This window comes from Streptomyces sp. SS1-1, assembly GCF_008973465.1.
Classification (GTDB): Bacteria; Actinomycetota; Actinomycetes; order Streptomycetales; family Streptomycetaceae; genus Streptomyces.
Genome location: NZ_WBXN01000004.1, coordinates 5,185,115 through 5,199,373, shown reverse-complemented (window position 1 = coordinate 5,199,373; position 14,259 = coordinate 5,185,115). Strand labels below are relative to the sequence as shown.

Annotated in this window: 16 protein-coding genes; 2 read left to right on the top strand and 14 right to left on the bottom strand. The window is 72.1% G+C overall.

Annotated features, from left to right (window positions below):
• The first annotated feature begins 127 nt into the window (after positions 1-127).
• The gene (locus tag F8R89_RS25385; protein ID WP_151786102.1) at positions 128-1,018 is read left to right on the top strand and encodes an AraC family transcriptional regulator; all 891 of its coding nucleotides are present in this window, start codon (positions 128-130) and stop codon (positions 1,016-1,018) included.
• A gap of 37 nt (positions 1,019-1,055) precedes the next feature.
• Here the strand turns inward: F8R89_RS25385 and F8R89_RS25380 are convergent, their stop codons facing one another.
• From F8R89_RS25380 to rpsB, 6 genes are all read right to left on the bottom strand, one after another.
• On the bottom strand, positions 1,056-1,526 hold the full coding sequence (locus tag F8R89_RS25380) for an NUDIX hydrolase (RefSeq protein WP_151786101.1): 471 nt from the start codon (positions 1,524-1,526) through the stop codon (positions 1,056-1,058).
• A gap of 184 nt (positions 1,527-1,710) precedes the next feature.
• Positions 1,711-2,868 carry a phosphatidate cytidylyltransferase gene (locus F8R89_RS25375; protein ID WP_151786100.1) on the bottom strand — a complete coding sequence of 386 codons (1,158 nt, stop codon included), beginning with the start codon at positions 2,866-2,868 and terminating at the stop codon, positions 1,711-1,713.
• Positions 2,868-3,425 carry a ribosome recycling factor gene (gene frr, locus F8R89_RS25370; protein ID WP_062666818.1) on the bottom strand — a complete coding sequence of 186 codons (558 nt, stop codon included), beginning with the start codon at positions 3,423-3,425 and terminating at the stop codon, positions 2,868-2,870. The genes F8R89_RS25375 and frr overlap by 1 nt, the downstream gene beginning before the upstream one ends.
• Positions 3,426-3,594: 169 nt before the next feature.
• The gene (gene pyrH / locus F8R89_RS25365) at positions 3,595-4,353 is read right to left on the bottom strand and encodes a UMP kinase (RefSeq protein ID WP_055623272.1); all 759 of its coding nucleotides are present in this window, start codon (positions 4,351-4,353) and stop codon (positions 3,595-3,597) included.
• Positions 4,354-4,547: 194 nt separating this feature from the next.
• A complete protein-coding gene (gene tsf, locus F8R89_RS25360) occupies positions 4,548-5,384 on the bottom strand; it encodes a translation elongation factor Ts (RefSeq protein ID WP_151786099.1) in 837 nt (278 codons plus the stop codon).
• 180 nt (positions 5,385-5,564) lie between these two features.
• Positions 5,565-6,458, bottom strand: coding sequence for a 30S ribosomal protein S2 (rpsB, locus tag F8R89_RS25355; protein WP_151786098.1), 894 nt, complete (start codon positions 6,456-6,458; stop codon positions 5,565-5,567).
• A 270-nt stretch (positions 6,459-6,728) separates the two neighbouring features.
• On the opposite strand from rpsB, the gene F8R89_RS25350 reads away from it, so the two are divergent.
• Positions 6,729-7,409, top strand: coding sequence for a murein hydrolase activator EnvC family protein (locus F8R89_RS25350; protein ID WP_151786097.1), 681 nt, complete (start codon positions 6,729-6,731; stop codon positions 7,407-7,409).
• Here the strand turns inward: F8R89_RS25350 and F8R89_RS25345 are convergent.
• The 8 genes from F8R89_RS25345 to lepB all read right to left on the bottom strand — a co-directional run bounded on the left by F8R89_RS25345 (position 7,390) and on the right by lepB (position 14,126).
• Positions 7,390-7,947: a TetR/AcrR family transcriptional regulator gene (locus F8R89_RS25345; protein ID WP_151788277.1), complete on the bottom strand. Its 558-nt coding sequence runs from the start codon at positions 7,945-7,947 to the stop codon at positions 7,390-7,392. The two genes, F8R89_RS25350 and F8R89_RS25345, sit on opposite strands and share 20 nt — an antisense overlap.
• Positions 7,948-8,041: 94 nt before the next feature.
• Positions 8,042-8,884 carry an RNA polymerase sigma factor WhiG gene (gene whiG, locus F8R89_RS25340; protein ID WP_062666734.1) on the bottom strand — a complete coding sequence of 281 codons (843 nt, stop codon included), beginning with the start codon at positions 8,882-8,884 and terminating at the stop codon, positions 8,042-8,044.
• Between the two features lie 299 nt (positions 8,885-9,183).
• On the bottom strand, positions 9,184-10,359 hold the full coding sequence (gene dprA / locus F8R89_RS25335) for a DNA-processing protein DprA (RefSeq protein ID WP_151786096.1): 1,176 nt from the start codon (positions 10,357-10,359) through the stop codon (positions 9,184-9,186).
• Entirely contained in the window at positions 10,356-11,981 is a 1,626-nt protein-coding gene (locus F8R89_RS25330; RefSeq protein ID WP_151786095.1) for a YifB family Mg chelatase-like AAA ATPase, read from the bottom strand. The genes dprA and F8R89_RS25330 overlap by 4 nt, the downstream gene beginning before the upstream one ends.
• 1 nt (position 11,982) lies before the next feature.
• Entirely contained in the window at positions 11,983-12,345 is a 363-nt protein-coding gene (locus F8R89_RS25325; RefSeq protein ID WP_151786094.1) for a YraN family protein, read from the bottom strand.
• 119 nt (positions 12,346-12,464) lie between these two features.
• Positions 12,465-12,773: a DUF2469 domain-containing protein gene (locus F8R89_RS25320; RefSeq protein WP_055510545.1), complete on the bottom strand. Its 309-nt coding sequence runs from the start codon at positions 12,771-12,773 to the stop codon at positions 12,465-12,467.
• 56 nt (positions 12,774-12,829) lie between these two features.
• Positions 12,830-13,366: an NUDIX hydrolase gene (locus tag F8R89_RS25315; RefSeq protein ID WP_151786093.1), complete on the bottom strand. Its 537-nt coding sequence runs from the start codon at positions 13,364-13,366 to the stop codon at positions 12,830-12,832.
• Positions 13,356-14,126: a signal peptidase I gene (lepB, locus tag F8R89_RS25310; RefSeq protein WP_151786092.1), complete on the bottom strand. Its 771-nt coding sequence runs from the start codon at positions 14,124-14,126 to the stop codon at positions 13,356-13,358. The genes F8R89_RS25315 and lepB overlap by 11 nt, the downstream gene beginning before the upstream one ends.
• Positions 14,127-14,259: the final 133 nt, after the last annotated feature.

The window sequence follows — 14,259 nt, the reverse complement described above, 5'->3', positions numbered from 1 at the left end:
TGGTGTGCATATGTCGACGCTAGGGCGGCACGGTGAGCAGATCCATGCGTGGATGGCTCATCCGCCTGCGTGATCGTCTCAGCAGGGGCGCTTCCGGTGCGTACACCGCTCCGCGTACGGTGACGGCGTGGATGTACTCAGCGACGTGATCACCACGATGCGCACCGGCCGCCCGGACTCCCGTCGGCTGCGGGTGGACGCGCCCTGGTGCTACCGGTTCGACCCGTACGAGGGCGCCGGCTTCCACGTGCTGCTGCGCGGCAGCGGATGGCTGCTCACCGAGGGTGCCGAACCCGTGCCGCTGGCCACCGGGGACGTCGTCCTGGTACCGCACGGCAGCGCCCACGTCCTCTCCCACGCCCCCCGCGCCGAGGGCGCGGTCCCCCTCGACGACGCCGAGGCCGACCCGCAGGGCCGCGTCGAGTTCCTGTGCGGCAAGTACCGCCTCGACCACACGCGCGGACACCCCCTGCTCAGCTCGCTGCCCGACGTCGTCCACCTTCCCGCCGGCCCCAGCCGCCACCCCGAACTGCGCGCGGCCGTCGACCTCCTCGCGGCCGAGGTGACCGGTGGCAGGTCCGGCCGGGACGCCGTCGTCTCCGGACTGCTCGACCTCCTGCTCGTCTACCTGGCCCGCGCCTGGTTCGAGGAGCACCCCGACCACGGCTGGCCACGCGCCCTGCGCGACCGCGAGGTCGCGGCCGCACTGGAGGCGCTGCACACCGAGCCCGCCGCACCCTGGCGGCTGGAGGACCTCGCCGCCCGCGTCGGCCTGTCCCGCGCCACCCTGGCCCGGCGGTTCACCGCCCTGACCGGACAGCCGCCCATGACCTACCTGACCTGGTGGCGGATGACCAGCGCGGCACACCTGCTGCGCACCGGCGACCAGCCGCTCACCGCCGTCGCACGACAGGTCGGCTACGGCTCGCCCTACGCCTTCTCCCACGCGTTCAAACGCCACTTCGGCCGCACCCCGGCCCACTTCCGCGCGGACCCCTCCGCACCGGAACCACGCTGACGCATCAAGCCGCCGTGGGCGAGCCTGACGGTCATGCTCACCGCCGTCGCGCGGCCCCCAGCACCTCCCTCGCCCGCTCCACCATGCCCACCGCGTCAGCGGCCGGCGGCGACAGAACGCCGTCGTCCCGCCGCAGGTCGGCCAGCGGCACCCAGGCCGCCGTCTCCGTGGAACCGTGGATCTCGGCCCTGACCGGCACTCCACCCTCGACGGCCGCCGCGTAGAACAGCGCCGTCAGGCTCCACCTCACGCCGTTCCGCCGGGCCACGTACGTCCGCGCGTCCAGCAGCGCCGCCCCGGTCAGTTCCAGGCCGGTTTCCTCCCTCAGTTCGCGTGCCAGCGCCTCGACCGGCTGTTCGCCCGGGTTGATACCCCCACCGGGCAGGTGCCACAGTCCCGGTGCGAAGACGGGCGACGCGTCCGACAGCCTGGCCGGCAGCATCCGATCGCCCTCCGCGACGATCGCGTACGCCGACATGCGGGTCCGGACCCGGGTGTCGGCGTCCATGCGTCCCCCTCCCCCACGGAACCTGTCCTCCAGGAACCTGTTCCCCAGGAACCTGTCTCCCGCCGCACCCTAGCCACCCTGCCGAACCTCAAGATCGGCATACGCCAAAGCCCCCGCTCAGCACGAGCGGGGGCTCCGGAGAAGACATCGCGGACCGGCGACCGGCGGACCGGGGCCGTCAGGGTCAGCCCGACCCCACGAACACCACCAGCAGCAGCCACACCACCGGTGCCGTCGGCAGGAGGGAGTCCAGGCGGTCCATGATGCCGCCGTGGCCCGGCAGGAGCGTGCCCATGTCCTTGATGCCCAGGTCGCGCTTGATCATCGACTCGCCGAGGTCGCCCAGCGTGGCGCTGGCCGCGACCGCGAGGCCCAGCAGGAGGCCCTGCCACCAGCGGCCGTCGTCGATCAGGAACTGCATGCACAGCGCGCCCGCCACCATCGCGAAGCTCACCGCGCCCAGCAGGCCCTCACGGGTCTTGCCGGGGCTGATGCGCGGCGCCAGCTTGGTCCGGCCGAAGCGCCAGCCGACGGCGTACGCGCCGGTGTCGCTGACGACCGTCAGGAGCAGGAACGTCAGGACGCGCCACGCCCCGTCGTCCGCGGTCAGCATCATCGTGACGAAGGTGGCGAGGAACGGTACGTAGAACGCCGCGAAGACGCCGGCGGTGACGTCCCGCAGATAGTCCTCGGGCGGTTCCGTCATCCGCCAGACCAGGACGGCCAGCGCGGTCAGCGCCATAGCCACCCAGGCGCCCTCGGCGCCCCGCACATACCCGGCGACCACCATCGCGGCGCCACCGACCGCGAGCGGCACGAGCGGCGCCTTGATGCCCTTGCGCTCCTCCAGCCGCTTGGTCAGCTCCCACAGGCCCACGACCACGGCCACGGCGACCACACCGACGAACACGGCCTTGACGACGAACAGGGACGCCACGATCACGACGCCGAGCCCGACGCCGACCCCTATGGCAGCGGTCAGGTCGCGTCCCGCGCTCTTCTTCTGCGGCGGGGGCGCCGGCTGCGACGCGTCGGGCATGGGCTCCGGATTCTGCGGCACCGCCGGGAACGGCTGCGCCTGCGGCGTGTGGTGAGGCCGCGCCTGCGGCGGTTCCTCCCGGAACAAGGGGCCGCTCAGCCGAGCGGCCCCCCGGTCGTCATCCTGGTCTCCGCCGTACGCGGGTTCGTCGGGCACGATGGGCATGGGGCGAGTCTGCTGCGCCTGAGGCGCATCGTACGCGGGACCCGCCGGGTCGGCCCCTTGGACAGGTCCTCGATCGTCGGGCCCCCAGTACCCGGCCTGCCCGGCCCCGGTCGGCGCGCCCCAGGAAGAGTCGTTCATCAGACCTCGAGCAGCTCGGCTTCCTTGTGCTTCAGCAGCTCGTCCACCTGAGCGACGTATTTGTGGGTGGTGTCGTCGAGCTCCTTCTCCGCACGCCGGCCCTCGTCCTCGCCGATCTCGCCGTCCTTGATCAGCTTGTCGATGGCGTCCTTGGCCTTGCGGCGGACCGAGCGGATGGACACCTTGGCGTCCTCGCCCTTGCCCTTGGCGACCTTGATGTAGTCGCGGCGGCGCTCCTCGGTGAGCTCGGGGAACACCACCCGGATGATGTTGCCGTCGTTGCTCGGGTTGACGCCGAGGTCGGAGTCGCGGATCGCCTGCTCGATGTTGCGCAGCGCGCTCTTGTCGAACGGGGTGACGACCGCCATGCGCGGCTCCGGCACGGAGAACGAGGCCAGCTGGTTGATCGGCGTCGGCGCACCGTAGTAGTCGGCCACGATCTTGTTGAACATCGCCGGGTGCGCACGCCCGGTGCGGATCGCGGCGAAGTCCTCCTTGGCGACCACGACGGCCTTCTCCATCTTCTCCTCGGCCTCGAGGAGGGTCTCTTCGATCACCACTTGCTCCTGCGTGTCTTGAGTGAAAGGCCCGGCTGCGGTTCCTGTGGGGGGCGGCGGCCGGCTGCGTCGCGTCTTCTTCCTGCACGGTTCCCGACCGGCAGGACATTGTCCATCCCCCGGCCAGGGTCCGTCCCGTCCGTCCCTCGGACGGGTCGGTGCCGAGGCGTCAGCCCCGGCCTCCCTGCTCACCCACCAGCGTGCCGATCTTCTCACCCTTGACGGCACGGGCGATATTGCCCTCCGCCAGAAGCTCGAAGACGAGGATCGGGAGCTTGTTGTCGCGGCACAGAGTGATCGCCGTGGCGTCGGCGACCTTGAGGTCCCGGGTGATGACCTCGCCGTATCCGAGGGAGTCGAACTTGACGGCGTCCGGGTTGGTCTTCGGGTCGGAGTCGTAGACCCCGTCGACGCCGTTCTTGCCCATGAGCAGCGCCTCGGCGTCGATCTCCAGGGCGCGCTGCGCGGCGGTGGTGTCGGTGGAGAAGTACGGCATGCCCATGCCCGCGCCGAAGATGACCACGCGGCCCTTCTCCAGGTGGCGCACGGCGCGCAGCGGGATGTACGGCTCGGCGACCTGCCCCATGGTGATGGCGGTCTGGACCCGGCTGTCGATGCCTTCCTTCTCCAGGAAGTCCTGGAGGGCGAGGCAGTTCATCACGGTGCCGAGCATGCCCATGTAGTCGGAGCGCGCGCGGTCCATGCCGCGCTGCTGGAGTTCGGCGCCGCGGAAGAAGTTGCCGCCGCCGATGACGACGGCGATCTCCGCGCCGTCGCGGACGACGGCCGCGATCTCACGGGCGATCTTGTGCACCACGTCCGGGTCGACACCGAGTCCCCCGCCGCCGGAGAAGGCCTCTCCGGACAGCTTCAGCAGAAACCGGCCGTGTACTTTGCCGTCGTCGCTCTTCTGGGCCTTGGTGGTCATCGAGATCCCGCCTTTGTTACTGGGTGCACATGCGAGAAAGGCCATTGCCGGTTGGGGTGTGTTCGCATCCCATGCGCGGCAATGGCCTCCTCGTCAGATCTGCTGTCGTCCGTCACCCGCGCGAGCGCGGTGGCGGCGTCCGCCATCGACTGCCTTCGACCCTATAGGGGCGGGGCGTCGAGCGCGGTACGGACTCAGATGCCGACCTTGATGCGCGTGAAGCGCTTCAGGGTGACACCGGCCTCGTCCAGGACCTTCTGGACGGACTTCTTGTTGTCGAGCGCGTAAGGCTGACCGAGCAGCGTGGCGTCCTTGAAGAAGCCGTTGAGGCGACCCTCGACGATCTTCGGCAGGGCGGCCTCGGGCTTGCCCTCGGCGCGGGTGGTCTCCTCGGCGACGCGGCGCTCGGACTCGACGACCTCGGCCGGCACGTCCTCCTTGGAGAGGTACTTCGGCGCGAAGGCGGCGATGTGCTGGGCGACGCCCTTGGCGATCTCGGCGTTCGGCTTGTCGAGCTCGACGAGGACACCGATCTGCGGGGGCAGGTCGGGCATCGTGCGGTGCATGTACGCCGTCACGTAGCCGTCGCCGAACTGGGCGAAGCGGTCCAGGACGATCTTCTCGCCGAGGTTGGCGTTGGCCTCGTCCACGTACGCCTGGACGGTCTTGCCGGGCTCGATCTCGGAGGCGAGCAGGGCCTCGATGTCGGCCGGGGAGGTCTTGGCGACGTGCTCGGCGATGGCGTTGGCCACGGCCTGGAACTTCTCGCCCTTGGCGACGAAGTCCGTCTCGCACTTCAGCTCGACGAGGACACCGGAGGAGTTGTCGTCGGCGATGATCGAGACCACGGCGCCGTTCTCGGCGGAGCGGCCCTCGCGCTTGGCGACGCCCTTCTGGCCCTTGATGCGGAGCGCCTCGACGGCCTTCTCGACGTTGCCCTCGGCCTCGTCCAGCGCCTTCTTGCAGTCCATCATGCCGGCGCCGGTGAGCTCGCGGAGCTTCTTGACGTCAGCGGCGGTGTAGTTCGCCATGAGTCTGTGAATCTTTCTGGAAGTCTGGAAGATCGAAGATCTGACGGGGTCCGCGGCCGCCATGGACCGGCCGGGGCCGCGGGCCTCGCGTCGACCTACAGGTGAACGGCGGGAGCGGGTTTCACCCCGGCACGGGGGCCGTGGGATCCAGTACCGCTCCCGCCGTCAACGCTGACGGTGTCAGGCCTGCTCGCCCTCGGCGGCCGGAGCGTCCGCGGCCGGAGCCTCGGTGGCCGGGGCCTCCGCGGCGGGGGCCTCGGCGGCGGGGGTCTCGGCGGCGGCCGGGGCCTCGTCGGCCTTCTTCTCGCCCTCGAGCAGGTCGCGCTCCCACTCGGCCAGCGGCTCGCCGGCGGCCTTCTCGCCCTTGCCCTCGGTGGCGACACCGCTGCGGGCGATGAGGCCCTCGGCGACGGCGTCGGCGATCACGCGGGTGAGCAGGGTGACGGAGCGGATCGCGTCGTCGTTGCCCGGGATCTTGTAGTCGACCTCGTCGGGGTCGCAGTTGGTGTCGAGGATGGCGACGACCGGGATGTTGAGCTTCCGGGCCTCGCCGACCGCGATGTGCTCCTTCTTGGTGTCCACGATCCAGACGGCGCTGGGCACCTTCTGCATCTCGCGGATACCACCGAGGGTCTTCTCGAGCTTGGCCTTCTCACGCGAGAGGACCAGGAGCTCCTTCTTGGTCAGACCCGACGCGGCGACGTCCTCGAAGTCGATCTGCTCGAGCTCCTTGAGGCGCTGCAGACGCTTGTAGACGGTCGAGAAGTTGGTGAGCATGCCGCCCAGCCAGCGCTGGTTCACGTAGGGCATGCCGACGCGGGTGGCCTGCTCGGCGATGGCCTCCTGCGCCTGCTTCTTCGTGCCGACGAACATGACCGTGCCGCCGTGGGCGACGGTCTCCTTGACGAACTCGTAGGCGCGGTCGATGTACGACAGCGACTGGAGCAGGTCGATGATGTAGATGCCGTTGCGCTCCGTGAAGATGAAGCGCTTCATCTTCGGGTTCCAACGGCGGGTCTGGTGACCGAAGTGGACGCCGCTCTCCAGCAGCTCCCGCATCGTGACGACGGCCATGGCCGTGTTCTCCTTGGTTCTCGGTTGTGCCGCGGGAACCGGACGGCTCCCGCGCCTGACGCCCGCGTGCGCCGTGCCGCAAAGGACCGAGGGGCGCTGACACCGACCGTTTCCGGCGGGGTGTCGGGGCGTGCGAAGTCGACCCGGTGACCCGGATCGCCAGAAGAAGTGTACGGGACCTTCGAGGTCCCGGGTGACGCCGCTGTCCACAGCACGGAGGTTGTCCACAGATACCGGCCATGATCGGCGGGATTGCGCCACTGTTCGGACATGCGACAGAAGCGATCACAGCGGCGATACGTGAAAGCGGCGAGGGCGTCCGGGCGGCTGGTCCTGCTGCTCCTCCTGACGGCCGCCGTCCTGCTGGCACCGGTGCCGGACCTGACCCCGACCGCCGCCCGGGTGCGCGCGGCTCCGGCCCCCGCGGACCCCGCGGACCCCGCGGAGCCCGGGGTCCCGACGCTCGGCCGCGCCTGGCCCGTGGGGTCGCGCCCACCGGTCCTGCGCGCCTGGGAGCCCCCGGCGACGCCGTACGGCCGTGGCCACCGGGGCGTGGACCTGGCGGCCCCGGCCGGCACACCGGTGCGGGCGGTGGCGGCCGGACGGGTGTCCTTCGCGGGCCGGGTGGCCGGCAAGGGGGTCGTGTCGGTGGAGCTGGCGGGGACGGGGGACCCGCCGCTGCGCACGACGTACGAACCGGTGCGGGCGTCCGTCGGGAAGGGCGAGGAGGTGGCGGCGGGTGCCGTCGTAGGGACCGTGGAGCCGGCCGGCTCACACTGTCCGGCGGTCTGCCTGCACTGGGGGCTGCGCCGGGGCGAGGGCTATCTGAACCCCTTGGCCCTGCTCCCGCCCTGGCTCCTGCACGGCCCGTCCCGCCTACTGCCGGTCCTGGGGGTGCCGGTGCCCACCGGGCGGGGTCCCGGGCCGGGTCTCAGCCCCGCACTCCCCTGAGCGCCATCGAGACGGCCGCGTCGGTGATCGCCGCCGGCTCCTCCGCGGCGCCCAGTTCGATCCTGCGGACGGCCGCGTCGACGACGCCCTGCAGCAGCATGGCGGCCAGCCGGGGCTCGGCGTGGCCCATCTCCCGCAGCGCCTCGACGATCATCGCGATCAGCCCGCCGTGCGCGGCCCGGATCTTCTCGCGGGCGCCGGCGTCCAGTTCGCTCGCGGAGATCGCCACGACGGCCCGGTGCCGCCGGTCGCCGACCAGTGCGAGCTGGCGGCGGACATACGCCTCGACCTTGCCCTCGGGGGTGGTCTCCTCCGCCATCGCGGCCTCGACCTCGGCGGCCCAGACCGGGAAGTCGACGGCGCACAGCTCCTCGACCACGGCGGCCCGCGACCGGAAGTACTCGTACACGGACGACCGCGCGAGTCCCGTGCGCTCGGCGAGGGCCGGGAAGGTCAGCGCCTCCGTCCCGCCCTCGGACAACAGGGAACGAGCCGCGTCCAGCAGGGCGGCTCGCTGCATCGACCGGTGCTCGGCCACGGAGGCCGCTCGAATCCTTGGCACCCGTCCACTGTACGGACGCCGCTCCCCGGACGGGAGTGTCTGCGCCGAACGCCACTGCCGTCGGAGCAGGTCACCGGCCGAAGCCGGCCAGTTTCGCCCGGAGCTGGAGCACGGACTTGGTGTGGATCTGGCTGACCCGGCTCTCCGTCACACCGAGGACGTTGCCGATCTCGGCGAGGGTCAGGCCCTCGTAGTAGTACAGCGTCACCACGGTCTTCTCCCGTTCGGGGAGCGTGTTGATCGCCCGCGCCAGGAACCGCCGCAGCTCCCGGTCCTCGGCGACCTCGACCGGGTTGTCCGCCGCGGTGTCCTCCAGCGTGTCCATCACGCTGAGGCCGTCGCCGCCCTCGGCGCCGACGTGCAGCAACTCCTCCAGGGCCACGACGTTGGCCAGCGACAACTGGCTGAACACCGAGTGGAGTTCGTCCACCGCGATGCCCATCTCTGCGGCCACCTCGGACTCGGTGGGCGTGCGCCGCAGCCGCGCCTCCAGCGTCGCGTACGCGCGCTCGACGTTGCGCGCCTTCTGCCGGACGGAGCGCGGGATCCAGTCCAGCGCCCGGAGTTCGTCGATCATCGCGCCGCGGATCCGGGTGATCGCGTACGTCTCGAACTTGATCTCCCGGTCGACGTCGAACTTCTCGATCGCGTCGATCAGCCCGAACACCCCGGACGACACGAAGTCCGCCTGCTCGACGTTGGGCGGCAGGCCGACGCTGACCCGGCCCGCCACGTACTTGACGAGGGGCGAGTAGTGCAGGATCAGCTGCTCGCGCAGCCGCTCGTCCCCCGTCGCCTTGTACGACCGCCACAGCTCGTCGAGTGTCGAGGGAGCGGGCGGCCGCGCGCTGCCACCGTCACGGGCGGCTGGGGGGATCGCCGCCCGGTCGGACCCGGAGGTGTGCTGGGGCATTCGTTGCCTAGTGCCGTTCTGCCGTGAAGCGGGGTGCCTGGGGAGCCGTCGGTCTGGAGGTCGTCGTGGTCGCCGTACTCGCCTTCCGTGTCGTGGGGCCCGTCCGAGCCGGAACCCCGTGAGCGTAGCGTGACTGACGTGTCGCGGTGCGCGAAGGGTGGAGGCCGAGCCGTACGCAGATACGTTCCGCTGGACGCTCCGCCGGGGCATGACGGTCGCGCTGCGTGATCACACGAACACCCCAACTGGGGGAATTCACAAGGGCGTCCGTGTTCCCCCGTACGGCCGAACACGCTCGGTCAGCATGGACGTCGCCCGGTGCGGGCGGTCATCATCGCCTGGCGTGTCAACTTCCAGCCGTCGCCGTGTCGTTCGACCCAGCCGAGTGAGCGGAGTTCGTACAGTCTCGCGACGGCGTCGTCCTCCGTGGTCTGCGCGCCGCGTGCGATCTCGTCCGCCCGGGCGGCGCGCGGGCCGGGCAGGGCGGCCAGGACCGCCCGTGCCCTCGGTTCGAGCAGGTCCCGTGGCAGGACGGGTCCGCGCCGCTCGGGGGCCAGCTCCCCCATGTCCCCGACGAGTTCGATGATCTCCGCCGCGTCGGTGACCAGCACCGCGTCCTGCCGCAGCAGGTCGTGCACGCCGGCGGAGAGTCCGCTGGTGGCGGGGCCGGGGACGCCCATGGTGTGCCGGCCGAGGCGCCGGGCTGCCCGCGCGGTGGCCAGGGAGCCGCTGCGGTGGGCGGCCTCCACGACGACCGTGCCCCGGGTGAGGGCGGCGATCACGCGGTTGCGCACGATGAATCTGCTCGGGGTGGGGTGCTCACCCGGTGGCAGCTCGCCGACGACCAGACCCTGCGCCGCGATCCGGTCGATCAGCTGGGTGTGCCCGCGGGGGTAGGGCCGGTCGGCGCCGCAGGCGAGGACGGCGACGGTGGCCCCGCCGGCGCCGAGGGCGCCGCGGTGGGCCGCGCCGTCCACCCCGTACGCCCCGCCGGAGACGACCACCCAGCCCTCTTCGGCGAGCGCTCCGGCGAGGGTGGCGGCCATGTGCGCGCCGTACTCCGTGCAGGCCCGCGCTCCGACCAGCGCGACGGAGCGCAGCGCCCACATGCGCAGGTCGGCCGGTCCGCGCACCCAGAGTCCGAGGGGCCGCGCGTCACCGAGGTCGTCGAGCTGCCCGGGCCACTCGGCGTCCCCCGGGCACACGAACCGCATCCCGGCGCTGTCGGCCGCGGCGAGGTCCCGGGCGGGGTCCGCGCGGGCCGCCCGGGCGCGCAGCCCCTCCCAGCGCCGGGGGCCGATGCCGGGCAGGGGCGGCTCGGCGTCCTCCCGCAGCCGTCGTACGACCGCTCCGGTGCCGTACTCGCGCACCCAGCGTCCGGCGGTCTCGTCGCCGGGCTCGACGACCCGGCTGAGGAAGACCCGGTCGAGCAGGGCGTCCGAAGGGGCCTCCCGAGGTGCCCCGGCGCCGCTCATGTCAGGGCCCCGATCGCCATGGGGACGCCGCGGGGGACTCCGGTGCGCAGTTGCAGGGCGAGGGCGACGTCCGTGGCGTCGGGCCGGTCGTGCCCGACGAGGTCGGCGACGGTCCACGCGACGCGCAGGACGCGGTCGAGGCCGCGGGCCGTGAGCACGCCGCGCTCCAGGTTCCGCTCGGCCTCGTCCATGGCGCCGCTCACCGCGTGCCAGCGGCTGCGCAGCTCGCGTCCGGGGATCTCGCTGTTGGTCCGCCACGGGGTGCCGGAGAGCCGCGCGGCGGCCCGCTCACGGGCGGCGCGCACCCGGTCGGCAACGGTGGCCGTCGACTCGCCGCGGGCGCCGCGCTCGGCGAGCTGGGCCCGGGTGACGCGGTCGGCCTCGACGCGGAGGTCGACGCGGTCGAGCAGCGGCCCGGACAGCCGGGCCTGGTAGCGGCGGATGGCGGAGGGCGGGCACTCGCACAGGTCGTCGGTCCGGGAGAAGCGCCCGCAGGGGCAGGGGTTGGCGGCGAGGACCATGAGGAACTTCGCCGGGAAGCGGACGACGCCGGCGCTGCGGGCGATCACGACGTGGCCCGCCTCCAGCGGCTGACGCAGGGCGTCGAGCGCCTGACCGCTGAATTCGGGGGTTTCATCCAGAAAAAGCACCCCTCGATGAGCGAGCGACACCGCGCCGGGGCGGGCGAAGCCGGGGCCGCCGCCGACCAGGGCCTGCATGGTGGCGGAGTGGTGCGGGGCGCAGTAGGGGGCCGCGTCGATGAGGGGCTTGCCCGCCGGGAGGAGGCCCGCGACCGAGTGCACGGCCGTGACCTCCAGGGACTCCTGCCGGCCGAGCGGCGGGAGGATGGCGGGCAGCCGCTCCGCGAGCATCGTCTTGCCGGCGCCGGGCGGGCCCTCCAGGAAAAGATGGTGCCCGCCGGCCGCGGCGACCTCCACGGCGGTGCGTGCCGAGGTCTGCCCGACGACGTCGGCGAGGTCGTGGCCGTGGTCGCAGGCGGTGGCGCCCAGGTTCCGCATGCCGGTGGCCGCGCCGGTCCCCGGCATCCGCAGGCCCGCGAGCAGCGGGTCGGGGCGGCCGTGGTCCTCGGGTTCCTCGTCGGGGACGGGTTCGTCGGCGAGGACGGCGATCAGCTGGCGCAGGCTGCGTACGCCGAACACGGAGACGCCCGGGACGAGGGATGCCTCGGCCGCCGCGCACTCCGGGACGACGACCTGTTCGTATCCGGCGTCGGCGGCGGCGAGCACGGCCGGGAGGATGCCCCGGACGGGGCGCACCCGGCCGTCCAGTCCGAGCTCGCCGATCATCACGATGTCGGCGAGGACGCGTGGGTCGATGCGCTCGGCGGCGCCGAGGACGGCGCAGGCGACGGCCAGGTCGAAGCCGCTGCCGGCCTTCGGTACGGACGCCGGGCTGAGTCCGACGGTGAGCTTCTTCTGCGGCCACTCGCCGCCGGAGTTGACGACGGCCGCCCGGACGCGGTCGCGGCTCTCGGTCAGGCTCTTGTCGGGCAGGCCCACGAGCGTGAAGGCCGCGACGCCCGGTTCGAGGTCCGCCTGGACCTCGACGACGACTCCCTCGACGCCCACGAGCGCCACCGCGCAGGTGCGTGCGAACCCCATGTCAGGCCACCCCTCGCGCGTGCTCGACGACGGGGGCGCCCCGGTCGGGCAGGACGATGCCGACCAGGTCGATCCGGACGCCTCCGGGCGGGGCTCCGCCGTGCGCGTGGATCCAGCGCTCGGCGAGGCCGCGCAGACGCCGCGCCTTGTCGGGGCCCACGGCGGCCATCGGATGTTCGAAGCCGCCGGCCCTGCGGGTCTTCACCTCACAGACGACGAGGACGTCGCCGTCGCGGGCGACGATGTCGATCTCTCCGGTCCTGCCACAGCGCCAGTTGCGCCCGAGAACCGTCATCCCGGCCTGGGTCAGCCGCCTCGCGGCCAGATCCTCGCCGTACCTGCCGAGTGCCCTGCGTGCGTTCATGTCGGCACCACCTCCGGCGCCAACGATGAGCCCGTCTCAGGACGTTGTTGGATCTTGGTGGACGACTACGGGGCTGTGGAAAACTCGCTCACCCGTGCGGGTGAACCTCAGCCCCGGCCTCAGCTGCTGGGCAGTTCGAGGTCGCTCTTGTTCAGCTCCTCGATGTTCACGTCCTTGAACGTCAGGACGCGCACCTGCTTCACGAACCGGGCCGGCCGGTACATGTCCCAGACCCAGGCGTCCGCCATGGACACCTCGAAGAACACCTCACCCTGGACCGAGTGCACCTGCATTTCGTAGTCGTTGGTCAGGTAGAAGCGCCGCTCGGTCTCGATCACGTACTTGAACAGACCGACGACATCGCGGTACTCCCGATAGAGCTTCAGCTCCATCTCGGTCTCGTACTTCTCGAGGTCCTCGGCGCTCATGGCATGTTCCCCTTCAGCCGTGCGATCCCCCCATTGTGCGCCAGTCCCGCAGGCCCCTAGACGATTTCGGTGTCGAGGGTCACGGGCCCGGCCGGGGGACCTTCGTCGAGCAGCCTCCGCAGCAGCTCGGCGAGTCTGGTCGGATACACCGTCTCATGCGCCCGGGCGAGTTCCGGACACGTCCACCAGCGTGCTCCGGCGACGCTGCGCCGCTCCAGCTCGGTGAGGGCCAGGGCCCTGACCGCCGTCTGGGTCGTACGGGCCAGGAAGTACCACTCGTCCTGGTCCCAGCGGCGGCCCGCGAACGGGAACGAGCACCGGCGCCGCCACAGCACGGGGCCGAGATCGACGTCCGTGATGCCGGTCTCCTCGGCGAGTTCCCGCAGAGCGGCCTCTTCGCGCGTCTCGTCGCCCTCGACTCCCCCGCCGGGCGTGAACCACCAGTCGTCGGCGGGGTCTTCCGGCTCATGGCCGTGCAGCAGCAGGATGCGGTCCTCGGGGTCGAGCAGCACGACGCGGGCGACCCTGCGCACCCCGTCCTCGGGCGGGCCGTCGACCCCGTTCTGGTGCGGGCTGTCGGTCTCAGCCGGCACGGGCGGGCTCCGGCTTGCGGTTGCGGCCCCCGAGGCGCTTGGCGATCGGGCCGTACGCCCCGCCGCCGAGGACCAGCACGGCTCCGGCGAGGATCATGAGGCCCTGCGTGCGCAGCGGCCCCTGCGGCGACAGCGGGCCGAGCTTCTCGAAGCCGGTCGCCTGCTCCAGCATGCCGTTCATGGGCCACACGACGGCCTCCACACGGGCCGAGACGGCACTGCGGGCGACGGTGCCGCTGGCGGCGTCCGTGAGGTGGGCGGTGGAGTCGAGGGAGCCGCTGCGCTCGTCGCCGAGGAGGAAGATCCGGCCCTTGGGGACCTTCACGCTCGGGAAGCCCTGGAGCTCGGCGAGGCCGTCGTCGGCCAGGTAGGGCTCGTCGATCCGCTTGCCGTTGACGGTCAGCTTGCCGTCGGTGCAGCAGGCGACGGTGTCGCCGCCGACCGCGACGACGCGCTTGACGACGGGCGCGTTGGTCACCCAGGTCTTGTCCGTGAAGACGACGACGTCACCGCGGTGGACGTCGCCGCCGTCGACGCGCTGGGCGAGCACCCGGGCGCCGGCGCCGATCGTGGGCGCCATAGAGCTGGTGGGGACGGTGTACGGCCGGTACACGACCGCTCCCCAGGCGAAGCCGCCCAGGAACAGCAGCAGACCCAGCGCCACGGCCAGCCCGGACAGCACCTGTCCGGTCCGGCTGCCCGCCGGGCCCTTGCTCGCGCCGGAACGCGGCGCCGTACGTATCGTGCTCTCGCCACCCATGGACCCGCACCCTACCCGGCGGTACCGACGCCGGGCAGCCCCTCAGGAGACCGCGGACCGGCCGCTCGGCAAAGCTTTCCCCAGGTGCGGGTGCGAAACGGAACGGCTGATGCCGTACTCCGCGGCGGGCCCG